This is a genomic window from Lysinibacillus sp. fls2-241-R2A-57 (assembly GCF_030209535.1).
GTDB lineage: Bacteria > Bacillota > Bacilli > Bacillales_A > Planococcaceae > Lysinibacillus.
Window position 1 is genome coordinate 1 of record NZ_JARVRU010000021.1, and the last position, 17,473, is coordinate 17,473.

The window sequence follows — 17,473 nt, forward strand, 5'->3', positions numbered from 1 at the left end:
AAACCCTTTCATCGATCAATAATAAACCTATTTTTTCCTAATCAACACGCCTGATTGGATATTAATATATTTACACGTCCAGTGCATAAATAGAAGGCGGAAATTCATTCGATAAGTGAATGAGTTTCCGCCTTCTTTTAACTTATTTCGGAGGTGCATGCATTGAAAGTAGGTATTTTTGGTGCAACGGGGAGAAATTGAGCAGGCCATTTTAATGTTTGCAGGGGTCGATACAACCATTTCTTTTAGCCTACGCGGTGTAACTGTTATGCTCTCAGCCTACATGGCCAACGATCAAAGTTTTACCTCTTTTTTATCAATAGTAAAAGGGAACTGTGCCATCTATCCATTTATTTTTAGTTGTTTGCTTTTTGAAGAGACATTTTGTACAGTGGTATGAAACAGGTATGAAGGAGGCTTTTAAGATGGAAAAAATTTGTTTTCAGTACGATCAAACGTTGAGATTTATGGGGCAACATGAAATGGAGTACAAGCAAGATTTTATTACATCGGCGCATCATTCATTACATAGTCGAAAAGGAGCAGGCAGCGAATATCTAGGTTGGCTTGATCTACCACAGAAGTATGATCAAGAGGAGTTTTCACGAATTCAAGCGACTGCTCGAAAAATAATGGCTGATAGCGATGTCCTACTTGTCATCGGGATAGGTGGTTCTTATGTAGGGGCAAGAGCCGCGATCGAGGCACTAAATCATTCCTTTTATAATATACAATCGTCTAAACAACGAAAAAGACCGCAAGTGTTTTTTGTTGGCAACAATATTAGCTCTACGTATATAAGCGATCTGCTTTCCTTACTCCAAGGGAAGGATGTCTCTGTCAATGTCATTTCAAAGTCAGGAACAACTACAGAGCCAGCGATTGCTTTTCGTATTTTAAAAAAATTCCTGGAAGAGAAGTATGGAAAAGAAGAAGCACGATCACGAATTTATGTAACAACCGATAAAATGAAAGGGGCTCTTAAAACACTCGCGATGACCGAAGGATATGAGTGTTTTGTTATCCCAGATGACGTAGGTGGGCGTTTTTCTGTACTGACCGCTGTTGGCCTTTTACCGATCGCAGTCAGTGGACTGTCTATTCAATCAATGATGGATGGGGCTCTTGCTGCTCAAAACGATTTTAATGATCCTTCTCTTGTCACGAACCAAGCGTATCAATACGCTGTTGTGAGGAACATTTTATACGATAAAGGGATGACGACAGAGGTGCTTGTCAATTACGAGCCTTCGTTGCATTTTGTAGCGGAATGGTGGAAACAACTTTTTGGAGAGAGTCAAGGAAAAGATGGTAAAGGATTGTTTCCAGCTTCGGCTAATTTCTCGACCGATTTACATTCCGTGGGACAGTATGTTCAAGAGGGGCGTCGCAACTTATTTGAAACGGTATTGAATGTGAAAAAAGCTCGCGAAGAATTGACAATTGAAGCGGCAGCTACAGATTTGGATGATCTCAACTATTTAGCAGGGAAAACGATTGATTTTGTCAATAATAAAGCTGTTCAAGGAACGATGCTCGCCCATACTGATGGAGGCGTTCCTAATTTGCTTATTACAATTCCTGAATTGAACGAATATCATTTTGGGTATTTGGTGTATTTTTTTGAACTGGCATGCGCTATGAGTAGCTATTTGTTAGGGGTTAACCCATTCGATCAACCTGGAGTTGAAGCGTATAAGACAAATTTGTTCGCTTTGCTTGGAAAACCAGGTTTTGAAAAGCAACAAGCTCTGTTGGAGAAACGACTGCAAAAATGACGTTTGAAATTAAATTGAATCCAATCACCGTTAAATGCCAGTAGAAGTGTTATTTCCTTTTACTGGTTTTTGGTATGCGCTTGGCGTATGTGATAACTCAGTGGTACAAGTCCACTTTACTCTTGACAGTAGGAACGAGTAGCAAAAATGGGATTAGCCTCTGCTAGGAACATGACGAGAAAACCAAAAGCTTTTTACACGAATAAAATTGAACAACTCGAAAGGGCTTAGGAATTTTTCATTCCCAAGCCCTTTTGGCAATCATCGGATTATTCCAGTGTCAACGTTTACTGGTGTATTTTTAGGATGTAACATTTTGGAAAAACTGAGGTAAAAACTCTTTATGTGCTTCTAACATCTCATCTACAATTTCTTTGGCAATGGTGTCAGAAGGAGACAGGGGGTTAATCGTTAACGCAAGAACTGCTTTATTGTAGTCCCCTGTTACTGCGGCTTCCGCTGCTACTCTTTCGAATGACTTGATTTGTTGGACTAACCCACGAACTTGTACAGGAAGATCTCCCATCACAATTGGTTTAGGACCGTCTTTTGTAATAATACAACTCACTTCTACTGCCGAGTCATTTGGAATACTGGCGATTGCCCCATTATTTCGTGTGTTAACTGGTTGAATGTCTCTTTTGTCTGTATAGATAGACGTAATTAAGCGAACGGCTGCATCCGAGTAATGCGCGCCACCACGTTGTTCTAATTGAGGTGGTTTAATCGCAAGGTTCGGATCTTTATATAGTTCAAATAATTCGGTTTCTAACTTTTGAACGACCTCGGCACGAGTTCCTTCTTTTTTAGCGTTTTCAATTTCTTTTTCTACCATATCTCTCGTTTTGTAGTAATACCTATGGTAAGGGCAAGGTAGAACATTAAGAGCTTTAATGAACTCTGGTTCCCAATCTAAGTTTTCGATATTTTTTACAAAGCTGCTATTATTAGGGTCCATTAACAGATCAATGACTTGATCTTTAACGCTTACCCCGTCCACATAAACGTCCAATCCATAAACCATATGATTGAGACCTGCAAAGTCAATACGGATGCGAGAATGGTCTACATCTAGTAACTTGGCAATCCCCATTTCCATTGCGATTGGTACATTACATAAGCCGACAACTTTTTTAATGTTAGAGTAACGCAATACGGCTTCTGTTACCATGCCAGCAGGATTTGTAAAGTTGATTAACCATGCATCTGGACAGAGCTCTTCCATGTCCTTACAAATATCTAAAATAACTGGAATTGTACGCAATCCTTTAAATAAACCGCCTGGTCCATTTGTTTCCTGACCAAGGACACCATATTTTAATGGAATTCTCTCATCTTTTGCACGAGCATCTAGCAGTCCTACACGAAATTGAGTCGTCACAAAATTCGCATTTTTTAAAGCGGCTCTTCGGTCAAGCGTTAAGTGCACTTCGATAGGAAGTCCTGCTTTTTCAATCATGCGCTTAGCAAGCCCTCCAACGATCTCTAATTTTTCTTTTCCAGTTTCTACATCGACTAACCATAGTTCCTTTAGAGGTAATTCATCATAGCGTTTAATGAAACCCTCCACTAATTCAGGAGTATAACTTGATCCTCCGCCAATTGTTGCAATTTTAATCCCTTTTGTCATCGTCTAAGCACCTCCGTATAATTTAGCAAACCTAGCAATCGTGTATTTTCTTAACGCTTAAGGGAATTACAAAGTGACGTATTCTCACTTTCTGATTTGATTGTAAACTCGACTCAGTAAGATGGTGAAGAGGGAAAGAGCATTTAGTTTTTTATAACAAAAGAACATATTTGTTACAACGATGTAACGTTGTGTTTTATTGAAAAGATATGGTACGATGCGTTCAAAGTATTGTACTGGTTGTCTCCTCATTTTATAAGGAAAGGAGAATCATTTAGACATGTTTACAATTGAGGCGATTGCATCATTCAATGAGTTAGAGACATCTATCTACAACTATATTTGTCAAAACGGCGAAAAAGTGATCTATATGCGGATACGTGAACTTGCAGATGAAACTCATGTATCAACCGCTACGATTTTACGTTTTTGTCGAAAAGTAAATTGTGAAGGCTTCTCAGAATTTAAAGTGAAACTTAAATGGCATTTAGAAGAAAATAAAGCGATTCAGTTAAAAGGCTCCGGGCATTCTGTAATGGAATTTTTCGAGAGGACGTTAACAGGAAATCTAGAAGAAAATATTAGGGAAGCTGCTCGTGTTGTGTCAGAATCAGATCATGTCATTTTTATTGGAATCGGAGGTTCTGGTATTCTAGCTGAATACGGAGCACGATATTTCTCAAGCTTAGGTAAATTTTCTGTGTATATAAAAGATCCGTTCTTTCGTATTCAAGCCAACTCAAATAGCGTAACAATCGCTTTATCCGTCAGAGGAGAAAATGATTTTACGGTCACTCATATTAATCAGTTGAAACAAGAAGGAAGTAAGATTATTAGTATTACCAATAGTAAACATTCGACCATTGCGAAAATCTCTGATATAAATATTCCTTATTATGTAACAGAGGAACGGTTTGAAAACGCCGATGTTACGACACAGGTACCCGTTATTTATATTTTAGAATCAGTGGCTCGTGAAATCTATAGACTTACTCAAGAAGAAAACTAATTACGATTCTCGCCTTGTCAACGTAGAAGGTAATAAAAAATATTTTTTTGATCTTCTTTTGTCAGCGTCTTCTCATGTTTGTTTTATACATTTTGTAAAACTCAAAATGTATATTGTTCTTACCAAAAACGATTATAATTTGTTAAGATAACAAAAAGAAAACGCTTACAGGTGAATGCATATGTTGTTCCTGTTTGGCAGGCAAGATCTACGTTTGTAATCGAATCGCTAAAAGGCTATTCTTAAATCCACATTTAGATTTTTTTGTAATCGTTATTTTTATTTGCAAACAACTCGTAAAGGGGGAGTCTAAATGAATATCAAAAAGATTTTAAACAATAATGTCGTTGTGACGACTACTAAATTAAATCAGGAAATTGTAGTTATGGGGAAGGGATTGGCTTTTCAGAAGAAAATTGGAGAGACGATTGATGCTTCCAAAATTGAAAAGACCTTTGTATTGGAGAACCATGAGATCTCTGAGAAGCTTTCTATTTTATTGAAAGATACTTCTGAACTATACGTGAATATTTCTTCAAAAATTTTTGACTATGCCCAATCCGAACTTTCAAGCAAATTGGATGAATATTTATATGTTGCATTAACCGATCACTTAAGCTTCGCAATCAGCAGACACAAACAAGGGATTTATTTAAAGAACGTGTTGTTATGGGAAATTCGAAAATATTATAAGCAGGAATTTCAAATTGCCTTAAAATCCTTAGATATTATTGAAAGTGATACAGGAATCCGACTTGGGGAAGATGAGGCCGCTTCGATTGCCTTGCATTTAGTGAACAGTCAACTATTCAGTGAAGATATGGCAGCAGCTGTGCGAGTTACTGAAATCGTTAATAATATTTTGAATATTGTTAAATATCATTTCCGGATGGAATTAGATGAAAGCTCAATTAACCATGATCGTTTCTTAACACATCTTCGTTTCACTGCAATCCGGTTTATTCGGAAAGAGAAAGAGAAAGAGAAAGAGAAAGAGAAAGAGAAAGAGGTCAAAAGAAATGACCCATTCCTTTATAAACAAGTAAAGAAGAAATATTCAACGGCCTTTCACTGCAGTCAAAAGATTATGGTCTATTTGGAGAATACGTATGGTTGGGTTATATCGAACGAAGAAATAACTTATTTAACATTGCACATTCATCGTATCATCAACCGATACACGAATTAGCTGGTTCATCTGAATAAAAACGTAAGATTTTTAAAAAATACTGAAAAATTTGACTTTTATATCAATTCGGGATATTGTGATTACAAGATAATTATCAATCTATTAAAAAACAACTAATAAGGGAAGAAGATACTATGAAAAAAGTAACTATTACTAAAGTAGAGAAAATACTTCCTCTAATCAATCAACATATTTAAGGCATGAGAACCCTGTTAAGCAACTTGGGTTAATTTAATAAAACGAATGAAATATAAGGGTACTTGCGATAAAGTAGTCAATATAAGAATTCTTTTCTTTGGTGTTTGTTTCAACGTGATTACCTTAACAGAAATAGATTTCTTTGTATTTTAAGTAAAAAAGTTAATCCAACAGAAAAGCTGATAGGTTAGTTTTTCTATGGAATTTTGTATATGTTGGTGAATAATCTAAGGAAAATTAAATATCTTTTGAAGGAATGTTACCATCTTTGGGCATAACCTGATTTGATTTGAACGGCACGATGTATGAATTGTGCCTTGTTCCAAGTCGAATCAGGTTTTTTGTTGAAAAAATCGCCATCACTTCAAGCGGGAACTGGAGAAATGAAAAAACAGTATAGCTTTATCTATGTCGATCGCGACAATGAAGGCAATGGGACATTGAAACGCTCGAAGAAAAAACCATTTGACTGGTATAAAAAAGTAATCGCTACAAATGGGGAAGATTTAACGAACACATAAAAAGAAGGGATAAAAAGATGAAAAGATTAGCAAAAATATTAGGGGTTTTAATGGTAGGTTTATTAGTAGTTGCAGGGTGTAGTACTGGCAACAGGAAAAAAGACGATGCTGCAACAGCTAAAAAGACACCAGAAGAATTGACGTTGTATATCGTACGTCATGGTAAAACGATGCTGAACACAACTGATCGTGTTCAAGGCTGGTCAGATGCAGTATTGACGAAAGCAGGAGAAGAAGTTGTAACCGCTGCGGGGGTTGGATTAAAGGATGTTGAATTTCAAAATGTTTACAGCAGTGACAGTGGTAGAGCTATCCAGACAGCCAATCTGATCCTGAAGGAAAATGAAAAATCATCTGATTTAAAAGTTATTACAGATGAGCGATTAAGAGAATTCAACTTTGGTACGTATGAAGGTGATTTGAATCATACGATGTGGCAGGATATTGCCGATGATCAAGGTGTTACATTAGAAGAGTTCATGAAAAATATGACACCTGAATCATTTGCTAATAGTGTAGCAAAATTAGATGCTAAAAATGTTGAAGAAGCAAAAATCAACTGGCCAGCAGAGGACTATAAGACGATTACAACCAGACTTAAAGCAGTTATTGAAGACATCGTTGAAAAAGAGATGAAGAATGAAGGGACAGGAAATGTATTGATCACTTCTCATGGATTAAGTATCTCTGCATTGTTAGCTACATTGTTTGATGATTATAAGATTCCTGAAGGCGGTTTGAAAAACGCTAGTGTTTGTACAGTGAAATACAAAGATAGAAAGTATACGCTAGATAAAGTCAACGACTTAAGCTATATTGAAGCAGGGCAAAATTAAATATCTTTTGAAGGAATGTTACCATCTTTGGGCATAACCTGATTTGATTTGAACGGCACGATGTATGAATTGTGCTTTGTATTCAAGTCGAATCAGGTTTTTTATTTGAAAAAATCACCATCACTCGTTGTGGATGTTTTCTCACTAGCAAAATGGTTGCTGATTTAGGAGTGCTCATTGTGTGTCGACGACTCACCTTAAAGGAGGTGGTAAGCTTTTAGCCATTATCGAGAAAGCGTTATCAATAAATTAGGATGCTGTTTTGAACCCGGCTTGCCGGACTCGCTCTTTTTCAAAAAGCGAACGACTTTTCGATTTAATATTCCTAATGTAGGGGAGTTTTATCTGGTTTAACATACCTAGCTTAAGTAGGTTTTTATGGATGTCTGTGTTCATTTGTAAAAAAGGATAGAAAGTGGAGGTGGAATCAATTGAAGTATGAACAATTGGCAAAAGATATTATTGAAAATGTTGGCGGTAAGGAAAACGTGATCAGCGTTGTTCATTGTGTTACTCGTTTGCGTTTTAAGTTAAAGGATGAAGGAAAGGCACAGACCGATGTCCTAAAGAATATGGATGGCATCGTTACGGTCATGAAAAGTGGTGGTCAGTATCAAGTGGTCATCGGAAATCATGTACCAGATGTCTATAAAGCAGTTGTCGAGGTTGGTGGTTTTCATACAGAAGCGTCTGTAGAAGATGTTAAAAAAAAGAAAGAAGGATTATTGACCCAATTTATCGACGTCGTTTCGAGTATCTTTACGCCGATTCTTGGTGTTTTAGCGGCAACTGGGATGATTAAAGGGTTTAATGCTCTGTTTGTAACATTGGGGTGGTTAAGCAATACGTCAGGGACTTATCAAATCATACACGCGATTGGTGATTCGTTATTTTATTTTTTCCCAATCTTCCTCGGTTACACAGCTAGTAAGAAATTCGGGGGAAATATTTTTATCGGGATGGCCATCGGAGCCGCGTTGGTTTATCCAAAGCTGTCTCCAGCATTGTCCGATCTAACAGCTGGTGAACCTCTGTATACATTGTTTGCGGGCACGATCATTGAATCACCTATTTATATCACATTTTTAGGCATTCCAGTTGTTTTAATGTCTTATGCATCGTCTGTTATTCCGATCATTCTTGCCGCTTATTTTGGGGCCAAGGTAGAGAATGGGTTTAAAAAAATAATTCCTGATGTTGTGAAATTGTTCTTGGTACCTTTCTTTACATTACTTGTTGTTGTACCGATTACCTTCCTCGTTATTGGACCTATTGCAACATGGGCTGGTCAACTTTTAGGACAAGGAACAATTTGGATTTATGAACTAAGCCCATTAGTGGCCGGAGCTTTTCTAGGTGGTTTGTGGCAAGTGTTTGTTATTTTCGGTCTGCACTGGGGTTTAGTTCCAGTTGCGATAAACAATATTTCGGTTTTAGGCTCAGATCCAATTTTAGCATTGACATTTGCGGCTTCATTCGCACAAATCGGAGCTGTTCTGGCAGTGTGGATTAAAACGAAACAGCAAAAGTTGAAAACTCTTAGTATTCCAGCGTTTATTTCAGGTATTTTCGGCGTCACCGAGCCTGCGATTTATGGCGTGACCCTTCCATTGAAAAAACCGTTTATTATGAGTTGTGTTGCTGCGGCTGTCGGAGGAGCAATCTTAGGAGTGTCGGGGACTCGTAGTTTTATGATGGGGGGGCTAGGAGTCTTTGGTATTCCAACCTTTATCGATCCGGAAAACGGGTTCACTGCTGGATTTTCGGGCGCCATTATCGCGATTCTTGTCGGTTTTGTACTAGCTTTTATCCTGACATTTTTATTTGGAATGGGAAGAGGAACAAAAACGGCGCAAGCTGCTGGAAATACGCTAGCTGCAACACAAAATACGGACCGCGAAGAACCTGAAATGCCTGTTGAAGATGTGATTGCGAGTCCATTAACAGGTGAATTGATGAGTATATCGGATCTGAAAGATGCAGCATTTGCATCAGGTGCACTCGGAAAAGGAGTTGCCGTTGAGCCTGTAGAAGGGAAATTATTTTCACCCATTTCCGGAACGGTTTCTGCGCTTTTTCCAACAAACCATGCGATTGGGATTACAACCGATCAAGGGGTAGAAATTTTAATTCATCTAGGGATGAATACTGTCCAACTTGATGGGAAATATTTCACTGCTCATACAGCAATAGGTGCTCGGGTAGAGAAAGGGCAGCTTCTGATTGAATTTGAGATTGCGTCAATTAAGGCAGCGGGATACGTTGTAACAACACCAATCGTTGTGACCAATTCGGATAACTACAATCTAGTGATAACGGAAGTTAAGCTTGTTGAAGTCGGTGATCGTTTAATCGAGTTGGAGGGAGTAACTTCAGGCAGTAGTTTGCCACTTCTTTAAGTGATAAGTTTGTGTTCAGTCGGAGGGGAAGCCTCCACCGACAGATGTCGCAATTTTGAAGGGATTGGGGTAGTGCACATCCTTTTAAAATCTAGTCGTAAGTGATCTCTGTTTTATCAATAAGAAGGGAAGCGTTGTTGAACTCATAAAGCACGTTTTCCCTTCTACTACTATTGTAAAGGAGTTTTAGTATGTCTAATTTAGTATTTCCTAAAGACTTTTTATGGGGCGGTGCGATCGCTGCCAATCAGGTTGAAGGTGCTTCTTTTAAAGTTGGAAAGGGATTAACTATTGTTGATTTGCTACCGACTGGCCAAAAACGCTGGGAAGTGATGACTGGACAAATCAATTCCTTTCAACCAATCGAAGGAGAATACTACCCTTCCCATGAGGCGATCGATTTTTATCATCATTTTAAAGAGGATATTGCTTTGTTTGCGGAAATGGGATTCAAAGCGCTGCGTGTTTCCGTGGCTTGGGGACGAATTTTCCCAAATGGTGATGAGGAGCAACCAAATGAAGCAGGTTTGCAGTTTTATGATGATTTATTTGACGAACTTATAAAACATGGAATTGAACCCGTCGTGACGATTGCTCATTTTGATGTACCTGTCCACTTGATCGAAACGTATGGCAGTTGGCGAAATCGAAAATTGGTCCATTTTTTTGAAACGTACGCAACAACTCTTTTTACTAGATACAAGGATAAAGTAAAGTACTGGATGACATTTAATGAAATCAATATGCTTCTGCACGCACCATTTTTAGGCGCTGGTCTTGTTTTTAAAGAGGGAGAGAATAAACAACAAATTCAATATCAAGCAGCACATCATCAGCTTGTCGCATCTGCACTTGCTGTTAAAGCTTGTCATGAAATTATACCGAATGCAAAAATCGGCTGTATGTTAGCAGCGGGATCTTTCTATCCAAATACATGTCATTCGAATGATGTTTTGAGTGCGATAGAAAAAGACCGTGAGTCCTATTTCTTCATTGATGTGCAATCACGAGGCCAATACCCAAGCTATGCAAAGCGCATTTTTAAAGATCACGATTTGACGATTGAAATGGAAAAAGAGGATGAAGAACTTCTGAAAAATCATACCGTTGATTACATCGGGTTCAGCTATTACGCAACCAGGGTAACAAGCACGGATCCTGAAGTATTGAAAAATACGACAAGTGGGAATATATTTGATTCTGTTGAAAATCCGTATTTAGAAAAGTCGGAATGGGGTTGGACGATTGATCCTAAAGGTTTCCGGATTACAGCGAATCAGTTATACGATCGCTATCAAAAGCCTTTATTTGTGGTTGAAAATGGTCTTGGTGCTGTCGATAAAGTAACTCCTGAAGGCGAAATTAATGACGATTATCGAATTGACTACTTAAGAAAACACATTGCGGAAATGGCTGAAGCAATCAAGGATGGCGTGGAGATAATCGGGTATACAAGTTGGGGACCGATCGATCTGGTCAGTGCTTCTACGGGTGAAATGAAAAAAAGGTATGGCTATATTTATGTTGACAAAGATAATGAAGGCGAGGGATCGCTAAAGAGAATGAAAAAGAAGAGCTTTCACTGGTACAAGAAAGTGATTGCATCCAACGGAGAAAATCTCGATTAACGAAATCCGATTGAAATTGGAGCTTGAATCAACTTTTCGCCAGTTTCGCTTACAAGAAGGTAAAATGTACCCTTAGTAAAGGATATTTAAAAAAAGGTTAGGCAACTTTTTGAAGCTGCTGTCTGTTTTTTGCAGGCGGCAGCTTTTTTATGTGCTGGGCATGTCTGTCAACTAGGTGTGGGCGTTGGGCCAAGTGCAAGGGGGAAATCCGCCGCCTCACGAATCGCAATCGGAGCATGCGAATCGATAAAAGAACAGGCGTGTTGATTAGGAAAAAATAGGTTTATTATTGATCGATGAAAGGGTTTTTCTTGTTGCTATTTAGTGTCGAGCCCCAAAACAGAATCGCTAAAGCTACTTCCGTCGTTTTATAGGAATACTTTGAAGATTTAACGAAACAAAATCGCTCTTTATCGAAACTTTTTGAGCTTTTATCGAAACAAAATCTCATTTTATCGAAACTATTTGGGCTTTTATCGAAAAACAAGCTCTTTCTATCAAAGAAATCAACCACATGTAATGATGAAGAGCTTATAGCGAGGGCTACTCGACGCTCACTCGCAGGAAGCCTTGCTCTATGCGAAAGCGAGTAGCCCATAGCGTAAATCAGATCCTTCTAATTTAATTAGGGTGGATAAAATGGTTAATCAACACACCTGATAAAAGCATTAAATACCTCAACTACCTGATGGGGTAATTACTTTAAAGTCGTAGACTTTGGTGAATTATTCTCCTTGTTTTATAGCGTTTAGTTATCCAAACTTTTTTCAAAATCATTCATTAAATGAAGTTTGTGAAAATTAAATAAATAAATAAAAATTCAGTTGACTTAATAATTATGCAGACGTATACTAATTTTAACTTATTTCAGAGGTGAGTGTATTGAAAGTAGGAATTGTAGGTGCAACCGGATATGGTGGATTAGAACTTATTCGATTTTTACATAATCATAAAGCGGTGGAGCGGATCGATTTATTCACATCTTCAGAAGAAGGTGTCATTTTTTCTTCTAAGTTTGGTCATCTCGTTCATATTGCCGATACACCATTACAAAAAATTGATTATGAGGCTTTGGAGAAATTTGATGTTGTTTTTACAAGTACGCCTTCTGGGGTGACAAGTGAGCTATTACCTCCATTGGTAGGGAAAGGTCCTAAGTTAATAGACTTGTCCGGGGACTTCCGTTTAAAAGATCCAGCAAGCTATGAAAATTGGTATGGTAAAAAAGCGGCACCATTGGACATCATCCAACAAAGTGTTTATGGCTTAACTGAATGGAATGCAGAGCATGTTCAACATGCATCTCTTATCGCAAATCCTGGGTGCTATCCAACAGCGGTTTTGCTTTCGTTGTTGCCGTTGCTAAAAGAGCGATTGATTGATCCGAGCTTTTTAGTGATTGATGCAAAAAGCGGGATTTCAGGAGCTGGCAATAAGCCTTCACAAACGACGCATTTTAGTGAGGCGAATGAAAGCTTCTCCATCTATAAAACGAATACACATCAGCATATACCAGAAATTGAACAGTCCATTGCTATGTTTGCAGGTGTCGATACAACCATTTCTTTTAATACTCATTTAGTGCCAATGACAAGAGGGATTTTATCGACCTCATATGCGCCTGTTATGCCTGGTGTCACAGAGAAGCAGTTAGTAGCTTGTTTACAGAATACTTATGAAAAGCATCCGTTCGTGCGTATTGTTACAGATGTCAATAGCCTAGGAACAAACCGTGTCAAAGGTTCGAACTATTGCGATATTTTCGTGAAAGTTGATAGCCGTACAAATCGTGCCACAATTGTAGGCGTCATCGATAATTTGGTCAAAGGCGCTGCAGGGCAAGCCATTCAAAATATGAACGTTCAATTTGATTTACCGCAAACGACAGGACTGGATGTCGTACCGTTCTTTATTTAATGTTCTTTATTCAAACATCGATTGAAAATGATGAATCTAGGTTAGGAACTTCACGTTAAGGAGGAATCGATTTATGACATTACTAGCATCAACAAATATTATGAAAAAATTATCAAGTAAAAATATTGTTTCACCAAAGGGCTTTAAAGCTGCGGGTTTACATTGTGGATTAAAACATAAGAAAAAAGATTTAGCTGTGTTATTCAGTGAAGTACCAGCAAGTGTTGCAGGTGTATTTACAACGAACGCTGTGCAGGCAGCACCTTTAAAAGTAACGAAAGAGGTTGTGTACACAACGAAGAAAATGCAGGCGATGATTGTTAATTCCGGAAATGCTAATGCTTGTACAGGAAAGCAAGGTGTGAAGGATGCGCTAACAATGCAGTCCCTTATAGCAGAAAAGCTCGGCATCGATGCGAATCTGGTAGGGGTTTGCTCAACAGGTGTCATCGGTGAAATTATGAATATGGAGCCAGTGGCAAATGGGATAAATCAGTTAGAGCCAATGGATAATTTAGAAAATGCTATTGATTTTGCACAAGCGATTATGACAACAGATACGGTTATGAAAAACACAAGTTATAGCACGATTGTTAATGGTAAAGAGGTTATTATCGCAGGGGTTGCAAAAGGTTCGGGTATGATTGAACCAAATATGGCAACGATGCTAGGTTTTATAACGACAGATGCAAATATTGAATCAGATGTCTTACAGTTAGCATTATCTGATATTACAAATATGACTTTTAATGCAATTACGGTTGATGGCGATACATCTACAAATGACACAGTAGTTATAATGGCAAACGGCTTAGCAGGTAATGAAGCTTTAACTCCTGCCCATCCAGATTGGCAAAACTTCTACTATACATTGAAAACAGTAGCACAAGATTTAGCAAAAATGATTGCCAAAGATGGTGAGGGGGCAACAAAGCTAATTGAGGTTGAAGTTGTAGGGGCAATTTCGGATGAAGAGGCACGTAAAATTGCTAAAACCGTAGTAGGTTCTCCACTTGTGAAAACGGCAGTATTTGGCTGTGATGCGAACTGGGGCCGTATTATTGCTGCAGTAGGCTACAGTGGTGCAACTGTTGATCCGGATAAAATTACGATACAAATTGGTGGCGCAATAATGGTCGAAAATGGAGAGCCGGTTCCATTCTCAGAAGATGAATTAATTCAAATTTTAAAAATGAATGAAGTGAAAATCTATGTGTCACTTGGGATGGGTGAGGGCAAGGGGCATGCTTGGGGATGTGATCTAACTTATGACTACGTTCAAATCAATGCATCATACCGCTCGTAAACGTATGGTCATTAAGCTTGGTGGTAGTACACTAGAAGGCTTAAACGAGTCGTTTTTTATGAATTTCAAAAAACTCCAAGGGAGCGGTGTAGAGCTTATTATTACCCATGGTGGTGGCCCAGCCATTAACCGTGAACTTGCGGCGCGCGGGGTAGAATCACATGCATTAAATGGTATTCGTGTAACGAGCGAAGCTGCAGTTGCTATAGTTCAGTCAACGTTAATAGGAAAGGTCAATCCAGCCCTTGTTCATGAATTAACAACAGCTGGTATCGCAGCTATTGGTTTAAACGGCTTTGATGGTCAGTTAATCGTAGCAGATTATCTAGACAAAGATGTATACGGTTTTGTTGGTGAAGTAAAAGCTATCAATACATCTTTGTTAGAAGCGTTAATTAGTGCGGGTATTGTACCAGTTATTGCTTGTGTTGGTGCAGATGAATATGGTCAGGCGTTAAACATTAATGGAGATACGGTAGCGAGTGAAATAGCACTAGCTTTAGATGCGGATAGTCTACTGCTTGTAACGGATGTAAGTGGTATTCGAATTAATGATGAGTATCAATCAGAAGCGACGTCTTCCTTAATCGATCAATGGATTGAGGAAGGCCATATTTATGGTGGAATGATACCTAAAGTTCAAGGAGCTCTTGAATGCTTAAGTGCAGGTATTCCATCGGTGCAAATTGTAGGAGATTCCTTAGAAGGTACGACGATTTTAGCCTCAACCAGTAAAAGTCATTCTTCATAATAGTGAAGATGGAGCGTACTAATGATTTACTGGTAGCAGTATTATTTAGAGAAGATGTTTGAAGATTTTTGCCTATGCAAACTATTAGTAGGGGTTGATAAAATGAGTGCTTTATTTGGAAACTATGGCAAACGCCGTGCCCAAATTGTCAAAGGGCAAGGAACTGTAGTGGAAGATTCTGCTGGGAAAAAATATTTAGATTTTATAAGTGGAATCGCTGTAGTGAGTCTTGGTCATGCACATCCTGCGATTGTGAAGGCTATTCATGATCAAAGTGAAAAACTTTGGCATATTTCCAATCTATTTGATATACCTGGTCAGGAGAAAGTTGCGCAAAAATTAATAGCAAATACACATTTTTCTAAGGCATTTTTCTGTAATAGCGGTGCGGAAGCGAACGAAGCGGCTATCAAGCTAGCGCGTAAGCATACGGGGAAAAATCATATTATTACATTTGAAAAATCTTTCCATGGGCGAACTTTTGGAGCGATGTCCGCAACAGGTCAGGACAAGATACATAATGGCTTCGGACCACTTGTTGAAAAATTTACGATTCTCCCATTTAATGATGTGGTAGCTCTTGAAACAACGATTGATGATTCTGTTGCAGCCATTATGTTGGAAATGATTCAAGGTGAGGGCGGTGTTAACTGTGTATCACCAGAATTCGCAGCGGCAATAGCTAAAGCCTGTGAAGATAAAGGGATTTTACTGATTATTGATGAGGTTCAAACCGGTATTGGACGAACAGGAACAAGATATGCTTATGAGCAAACTGTATTAAAACCAAATATTGTGACATTGGCGAAGGGGCTAGGTGGTGGTTTCCCTGTCGGTGCAATGCTTGGAACAGCTGAGCTATATGAAACATTTGGTCCTGGTACACATGGGACAACATTTGGTGGGAATCCGTTAGCGATGAGTGTCGCAGAAACCGTACTTGATCATATCTTTGAACCTGCCTTTTTACAAAATGTACATGAGCTATCTACGTATTTTGTTAAGCAGTTGAAAGAGAGTCTACCGTCTACGTATTCGGTGCAGGGTCAGGGTTTACTTCTTGGCATTGGTTGTGGCGATATTGAGGTAGCTCCGTATATAGCTACTGCAGAGGAAAAGGGTTTATTATTAGTAGGTGCAGGCCCGAATGTTATACGTCTATTACCTCCGTTGACCGTGTCAAAAGAAGAAATCGATGAAGCAATTGCGATTTTAAAAACGATATTGCTATAGTATCCGGACAATTAAATACGATAAAAAATGAATCTGCTAGACTTCTTTGCAAGAAATCTAGCAGTTTTTTAATGCTTATCTTCAAAAGTTTGGGATGACATTTTTATACCCTGTATATAAGTTTATTTCCGTTATGGCGATGAGTGAATTAATAGAAAATTAATACAAAATATAAAAAATATGATAGTGTTGGGTTATCTAAGGCTCATCACCATAAGTTGCGGATGACATTTTTAAAAATATATGCACTGTATATTGATTGGAGTGGAGGCTGGGCGACTCCTAGGGGATTAGCGTCACAGATGAGACCCTGGAGCGAGCATTGCGAGTGAAGCGGCTCATCGGACGCCCCCTGGAAAGCGCCCAGTCGGAACGGAAATCAACCACACGTTTTGGTGAAGATCCAAGCAACTAGGAAAAAATACTTTAAGTGGATTCTAAGGAGATGGTACCAAAATGAGAAACGAAGAATATCGTTCTTTAAGACAACTGTTTGGCGAAGTAATTAAAGGTAATTCTAAAAAACAATCCACTTTCTTAATTGGAATAGATGGTTGCGGAGGCTCTGGAAAAAGTACATTTGCCGATAAAATAAAAGAGGATTTTTTAGATGTAACAATTGTTCATATGGATGATTTTTATCTTCCCTCCTCTCTGATTATAAAAAAAGAACCTACTAAAAAGCCTATTGGTGCTGATTTTGATTGGATACGATTATTGAATCAGGTGTTAGAACCTCTAAGCCAAGAAAAAGTGGGATGTTACCAAAGATATGATTGGGATACAGATAGCTTGGCTGAATGGCATACTGTTCCAATTGGTGGCATTGTAATAATCGAAGGTGTGTATACCGTTCGAAAAGAACTGGCAGACAAATATGATTTGAAAATATGGATTGATTGCCCAAGAGATGTTCGTCTTTCAAGAGGCATAGAAAGAGACGGAGAGGAAGCCCGTGAAATGTGGGAAAGTAATTGGATGGTTTCGGAGGATATGTATGTTGAGGAGCATAAACCATTTGAGAGAGCAGACCTAATTGTGAGTGGGGTTAAATAAATGCCTTATTCAACTATAGGGG

Annotated in this window: 13 protein-coding genes and 1 pseudogene; 13 read left to right on the forward strand and 1 reads right to left on the reverse strand. The window is 38.5% G+C overall.

Going from position 1 to position 17,473, the window contains the following annotated elements:
• Positions 1-181 precede the first annotated feature (181 nt).
• Both QRN68_RS03945 and QRN68_RS03950 read left to right on the forward strand, forming a co-directional pair.
• Entirely contained in the window at positions 182-400 is a 219-nt protein-coding gene (locus tag QRN68_RS03945; RefSeq protein WP_285395389.1) for a hypothetical protein, read from the forward strand.
• A gap of 25 nt (positions 401-425) precedes the next feature.
• Complete coding sequence (locus QRN68_RS03950) at positions 426-1,778, forward strand: glucose-6-phosphate isomerase (protein ID WP_285395390.1); 1,353 nt, start codon at positions 426-428, stop codon at positions 1,776-1,778.
• A 301-nt stretch (positions 1,779-2,079) separates the two neighbouring features.
• Here the strand turns inward: QRN68_RS03950 and QRN68_RS03955 are convergent, their stop codons facing one another.
• Entirely contained in the window at positions 2,080-3,408 is a 1,329-nt protein-coding gene (locus tag QRN68_RS03955) for a 6-phospho-beta-glucosidase (protein ID WP_285395391.1), read from the reverse strand.
• 280 nt (positions 3,409-3,688) lie between these two features.
• Here QRN68_RS03955 and QRN68_RS03960 point away from each other — a divergent pair, with 280 nt between their 5' ends.
• The 11 genes and pseudogenes from QRN68_RS03960 (at position 3,689) to QRN68_RS04010 (ending at position 17,451) form a co-directional block, all read left to right on the forward strand.
• Positions 3,689-4,417: a MurR/RpiR family transcriptional regulator gene (locus QRN68_RS03960; RefSeq protein WP_285395392.1), complete on the forward strand. Its 729-nt coding sequence runs from the start codon at positions 3,689-3,691 to the stop codon at positions 4,415-4,417.
• A 313-nt stretch (positions 4,418-4,730) separates the two neighbouring features.
• Entirely contained in the window at positions 4,731-5,606 is an 876-nt protein-coding gene (licT, locus tag QRN68_RS03965; protein ID WP_285395393.1) for a BglG family transcription antiterminator LicT, read from the forward strand.
• A 560-nt stretch (positions 5,607-6,166) separates the two neighbouring features.
• Positions 6,167-6,325 (forward strand): annotated as a pseudogene (locus QRN68_RS03970) (family 1 glycosylhydrolase); the annotation flags it as partial.
• Positions 6,326-6,342: 17 nt separating this feature from the next.
• The gene (locus tag QRN68_RS03975; protein ID WP_285395394.1) at positions 6,343-7,161 is read left to right on the forward strand and encodes a histidine phosphatase family protein; all 819 of its coding nucleotides are present in this window, start codon (positions 6,343-6,345) and stop codon (positions 7,159-7,161) included.
• A 431-nt stretch (positions 7,162-7,592) separates the two neighbouring features.
• A complete protein-coding gene (locus tag QRN68_RS03980) occupies positions 7,593-9,560 on the forward strand; it encodes a beta-glucoside-specific PTS transporter subunit IIABC (RefSeq protein WP_285395395.1) in 1,968 nt (655 codons plus the stop codon).
• A 191-nt stretch (positions 9,561-9,751) separates the two neighbouring features.
• Positions 9,752-11,188, forward strand: coding sequence for a 6-phospho-beta-glucosidase (locus QRN68_RS03985; protein ID WP_285395396.1), 1,437 nt, complete (start codon positions 9,752-9,754; stop codon positions 11,186-11,188).
• 882 nt (positions 11,189-12,070) lie between these two features.
• Positions 12,071-13,105: an N-acetyl-gamma-glutamyl-phosphate reductase gene (gene argC, locus QRN68_RS03990; RefSeq protein WP_285395397.1), complete on the forward strand. Its 1,035-nt coding sequence runs from the start codon at positions 12,071-12,073 to the stop codon at positions 13,103-13,105.
• 73 nt (positions 13,106-13,178) lie between these two features.
• A complete protein-coding gene (gene argJ, locus QRN68_RS03995; protein ID WP_285395398.1) occupies positions 13,179-14,411 on the forward strand; it encodes a bifunctional glutamate N-acetyltransferase/amino-acid acetyltransferase ArgJ in 1,233 nt (410 codons plus the stop codon).
• On the forward strand, positions 14,374-15,162 hold the full coding sequence (gene argB / locus QRN68_RS04000) for an acetylglutamate kinase (RefSeq protein ID WP_285395399.1): 789 nt from the start codon (positions 14,374-14,376) through the stop codon (positions 15,160-15,162). The genes argJ and argB overlap by 38 nt, the downstream gene beginning before the upstream one ends.
• Before the next feature lie 102 nt (positions 15,163-15,264).
• Positions 15,265-16,395, forward strand: a complete 1,131-nt coding sequence (locus tag QRN68_RS04005; RefSeq protein WP_285395400.1) for an acetylornithine transaminase — start codon at positions 15,265-15,267, stop codon at positions 16,393-16,395.
• 456 nt (positions 16,396-16,851) lie between these two features.
• Entirely contained in the window at positions 16,852-17,451 is a 600-nt protein-coding gene (locus tag QRN68_RS04010) for a uridine kinase family protein (protein ID WP_285395401.1), read from the forward strand.
• Positions 17,452-17,473 lie beyond the last annotated feature (22 nt).

Excerpts from the sequence above, each read along its gene's own strand:
- QRN68_RS03950 (WP_285395390.1), top strand. The coding sequence starts at position 426 with ATGGAAAAAATTTGTTTTCAGTACGATCAAACGTTGAGATTTATGGGG.
- QRN68_RS03955 (WP_285395391.1), bottom strand. The coding sequence starts at position 3,408 with ATGACAAAAGGGATTAAAATTGCAACAATTGGCGGAGGATCAAGTTAT.
- QRN68_RS03960 (WP_285395392.1), top strand. The coding sequence starts at position 3,689 with ATGTTTACAATTGAGGCGATTGCATCATTCAATGAGTTAGAGACATCT.
- licT (WP_285395393.1), top strand. The coding sequence starts at position 4,731 with ATGAATATCAAAAAGATTTTAAACAATAATGTCGTTGTGACGACTACT.
- QRN68_RS03975 (WP_285395394.1), top strand. The coding sequence starts at position 6,343 with ATGAAAAGATTAGCAAAAATATTAGGGGTTTTAATGGTAGGTTTATTA.
- QRN68_RS03985 (WP_285395396.1), top strand. The coding sequence starts at position 9,752 with ATGTCTAATTTAGTATTTCCTAAAGACTTTTTATGGGGCGGTGCGATC.
- argJ (WP_285395398.1), top strand. The coding sequence starts at position 13,179 with ATGACATTACTAGCATCAACAAATATTATGAAAAAATTATCAAGTAAA.
- argB (WP_285395399.1), top strand. The coding sequence starts at position 14,374 with ATGACTACGTTCAAATCAATGCATCATACCGCTCGTAAACGTATGGTC.
- QRN68_RS04005 (WP_285395400.1), top strand. The coding sequence starts at position 15,265 with ATGAGTGCTTTATTTGGAAACTATGGCAAACGCCGTGCCCAAATTGTC.
- QRN68_RS04010 (WP_285395401.1), top strand. The coding sequence starts at position 16,852 with ATGAGAAACGAAGAATATCGTTCTTTAAGACAACTGTTTGGCGAAGTA.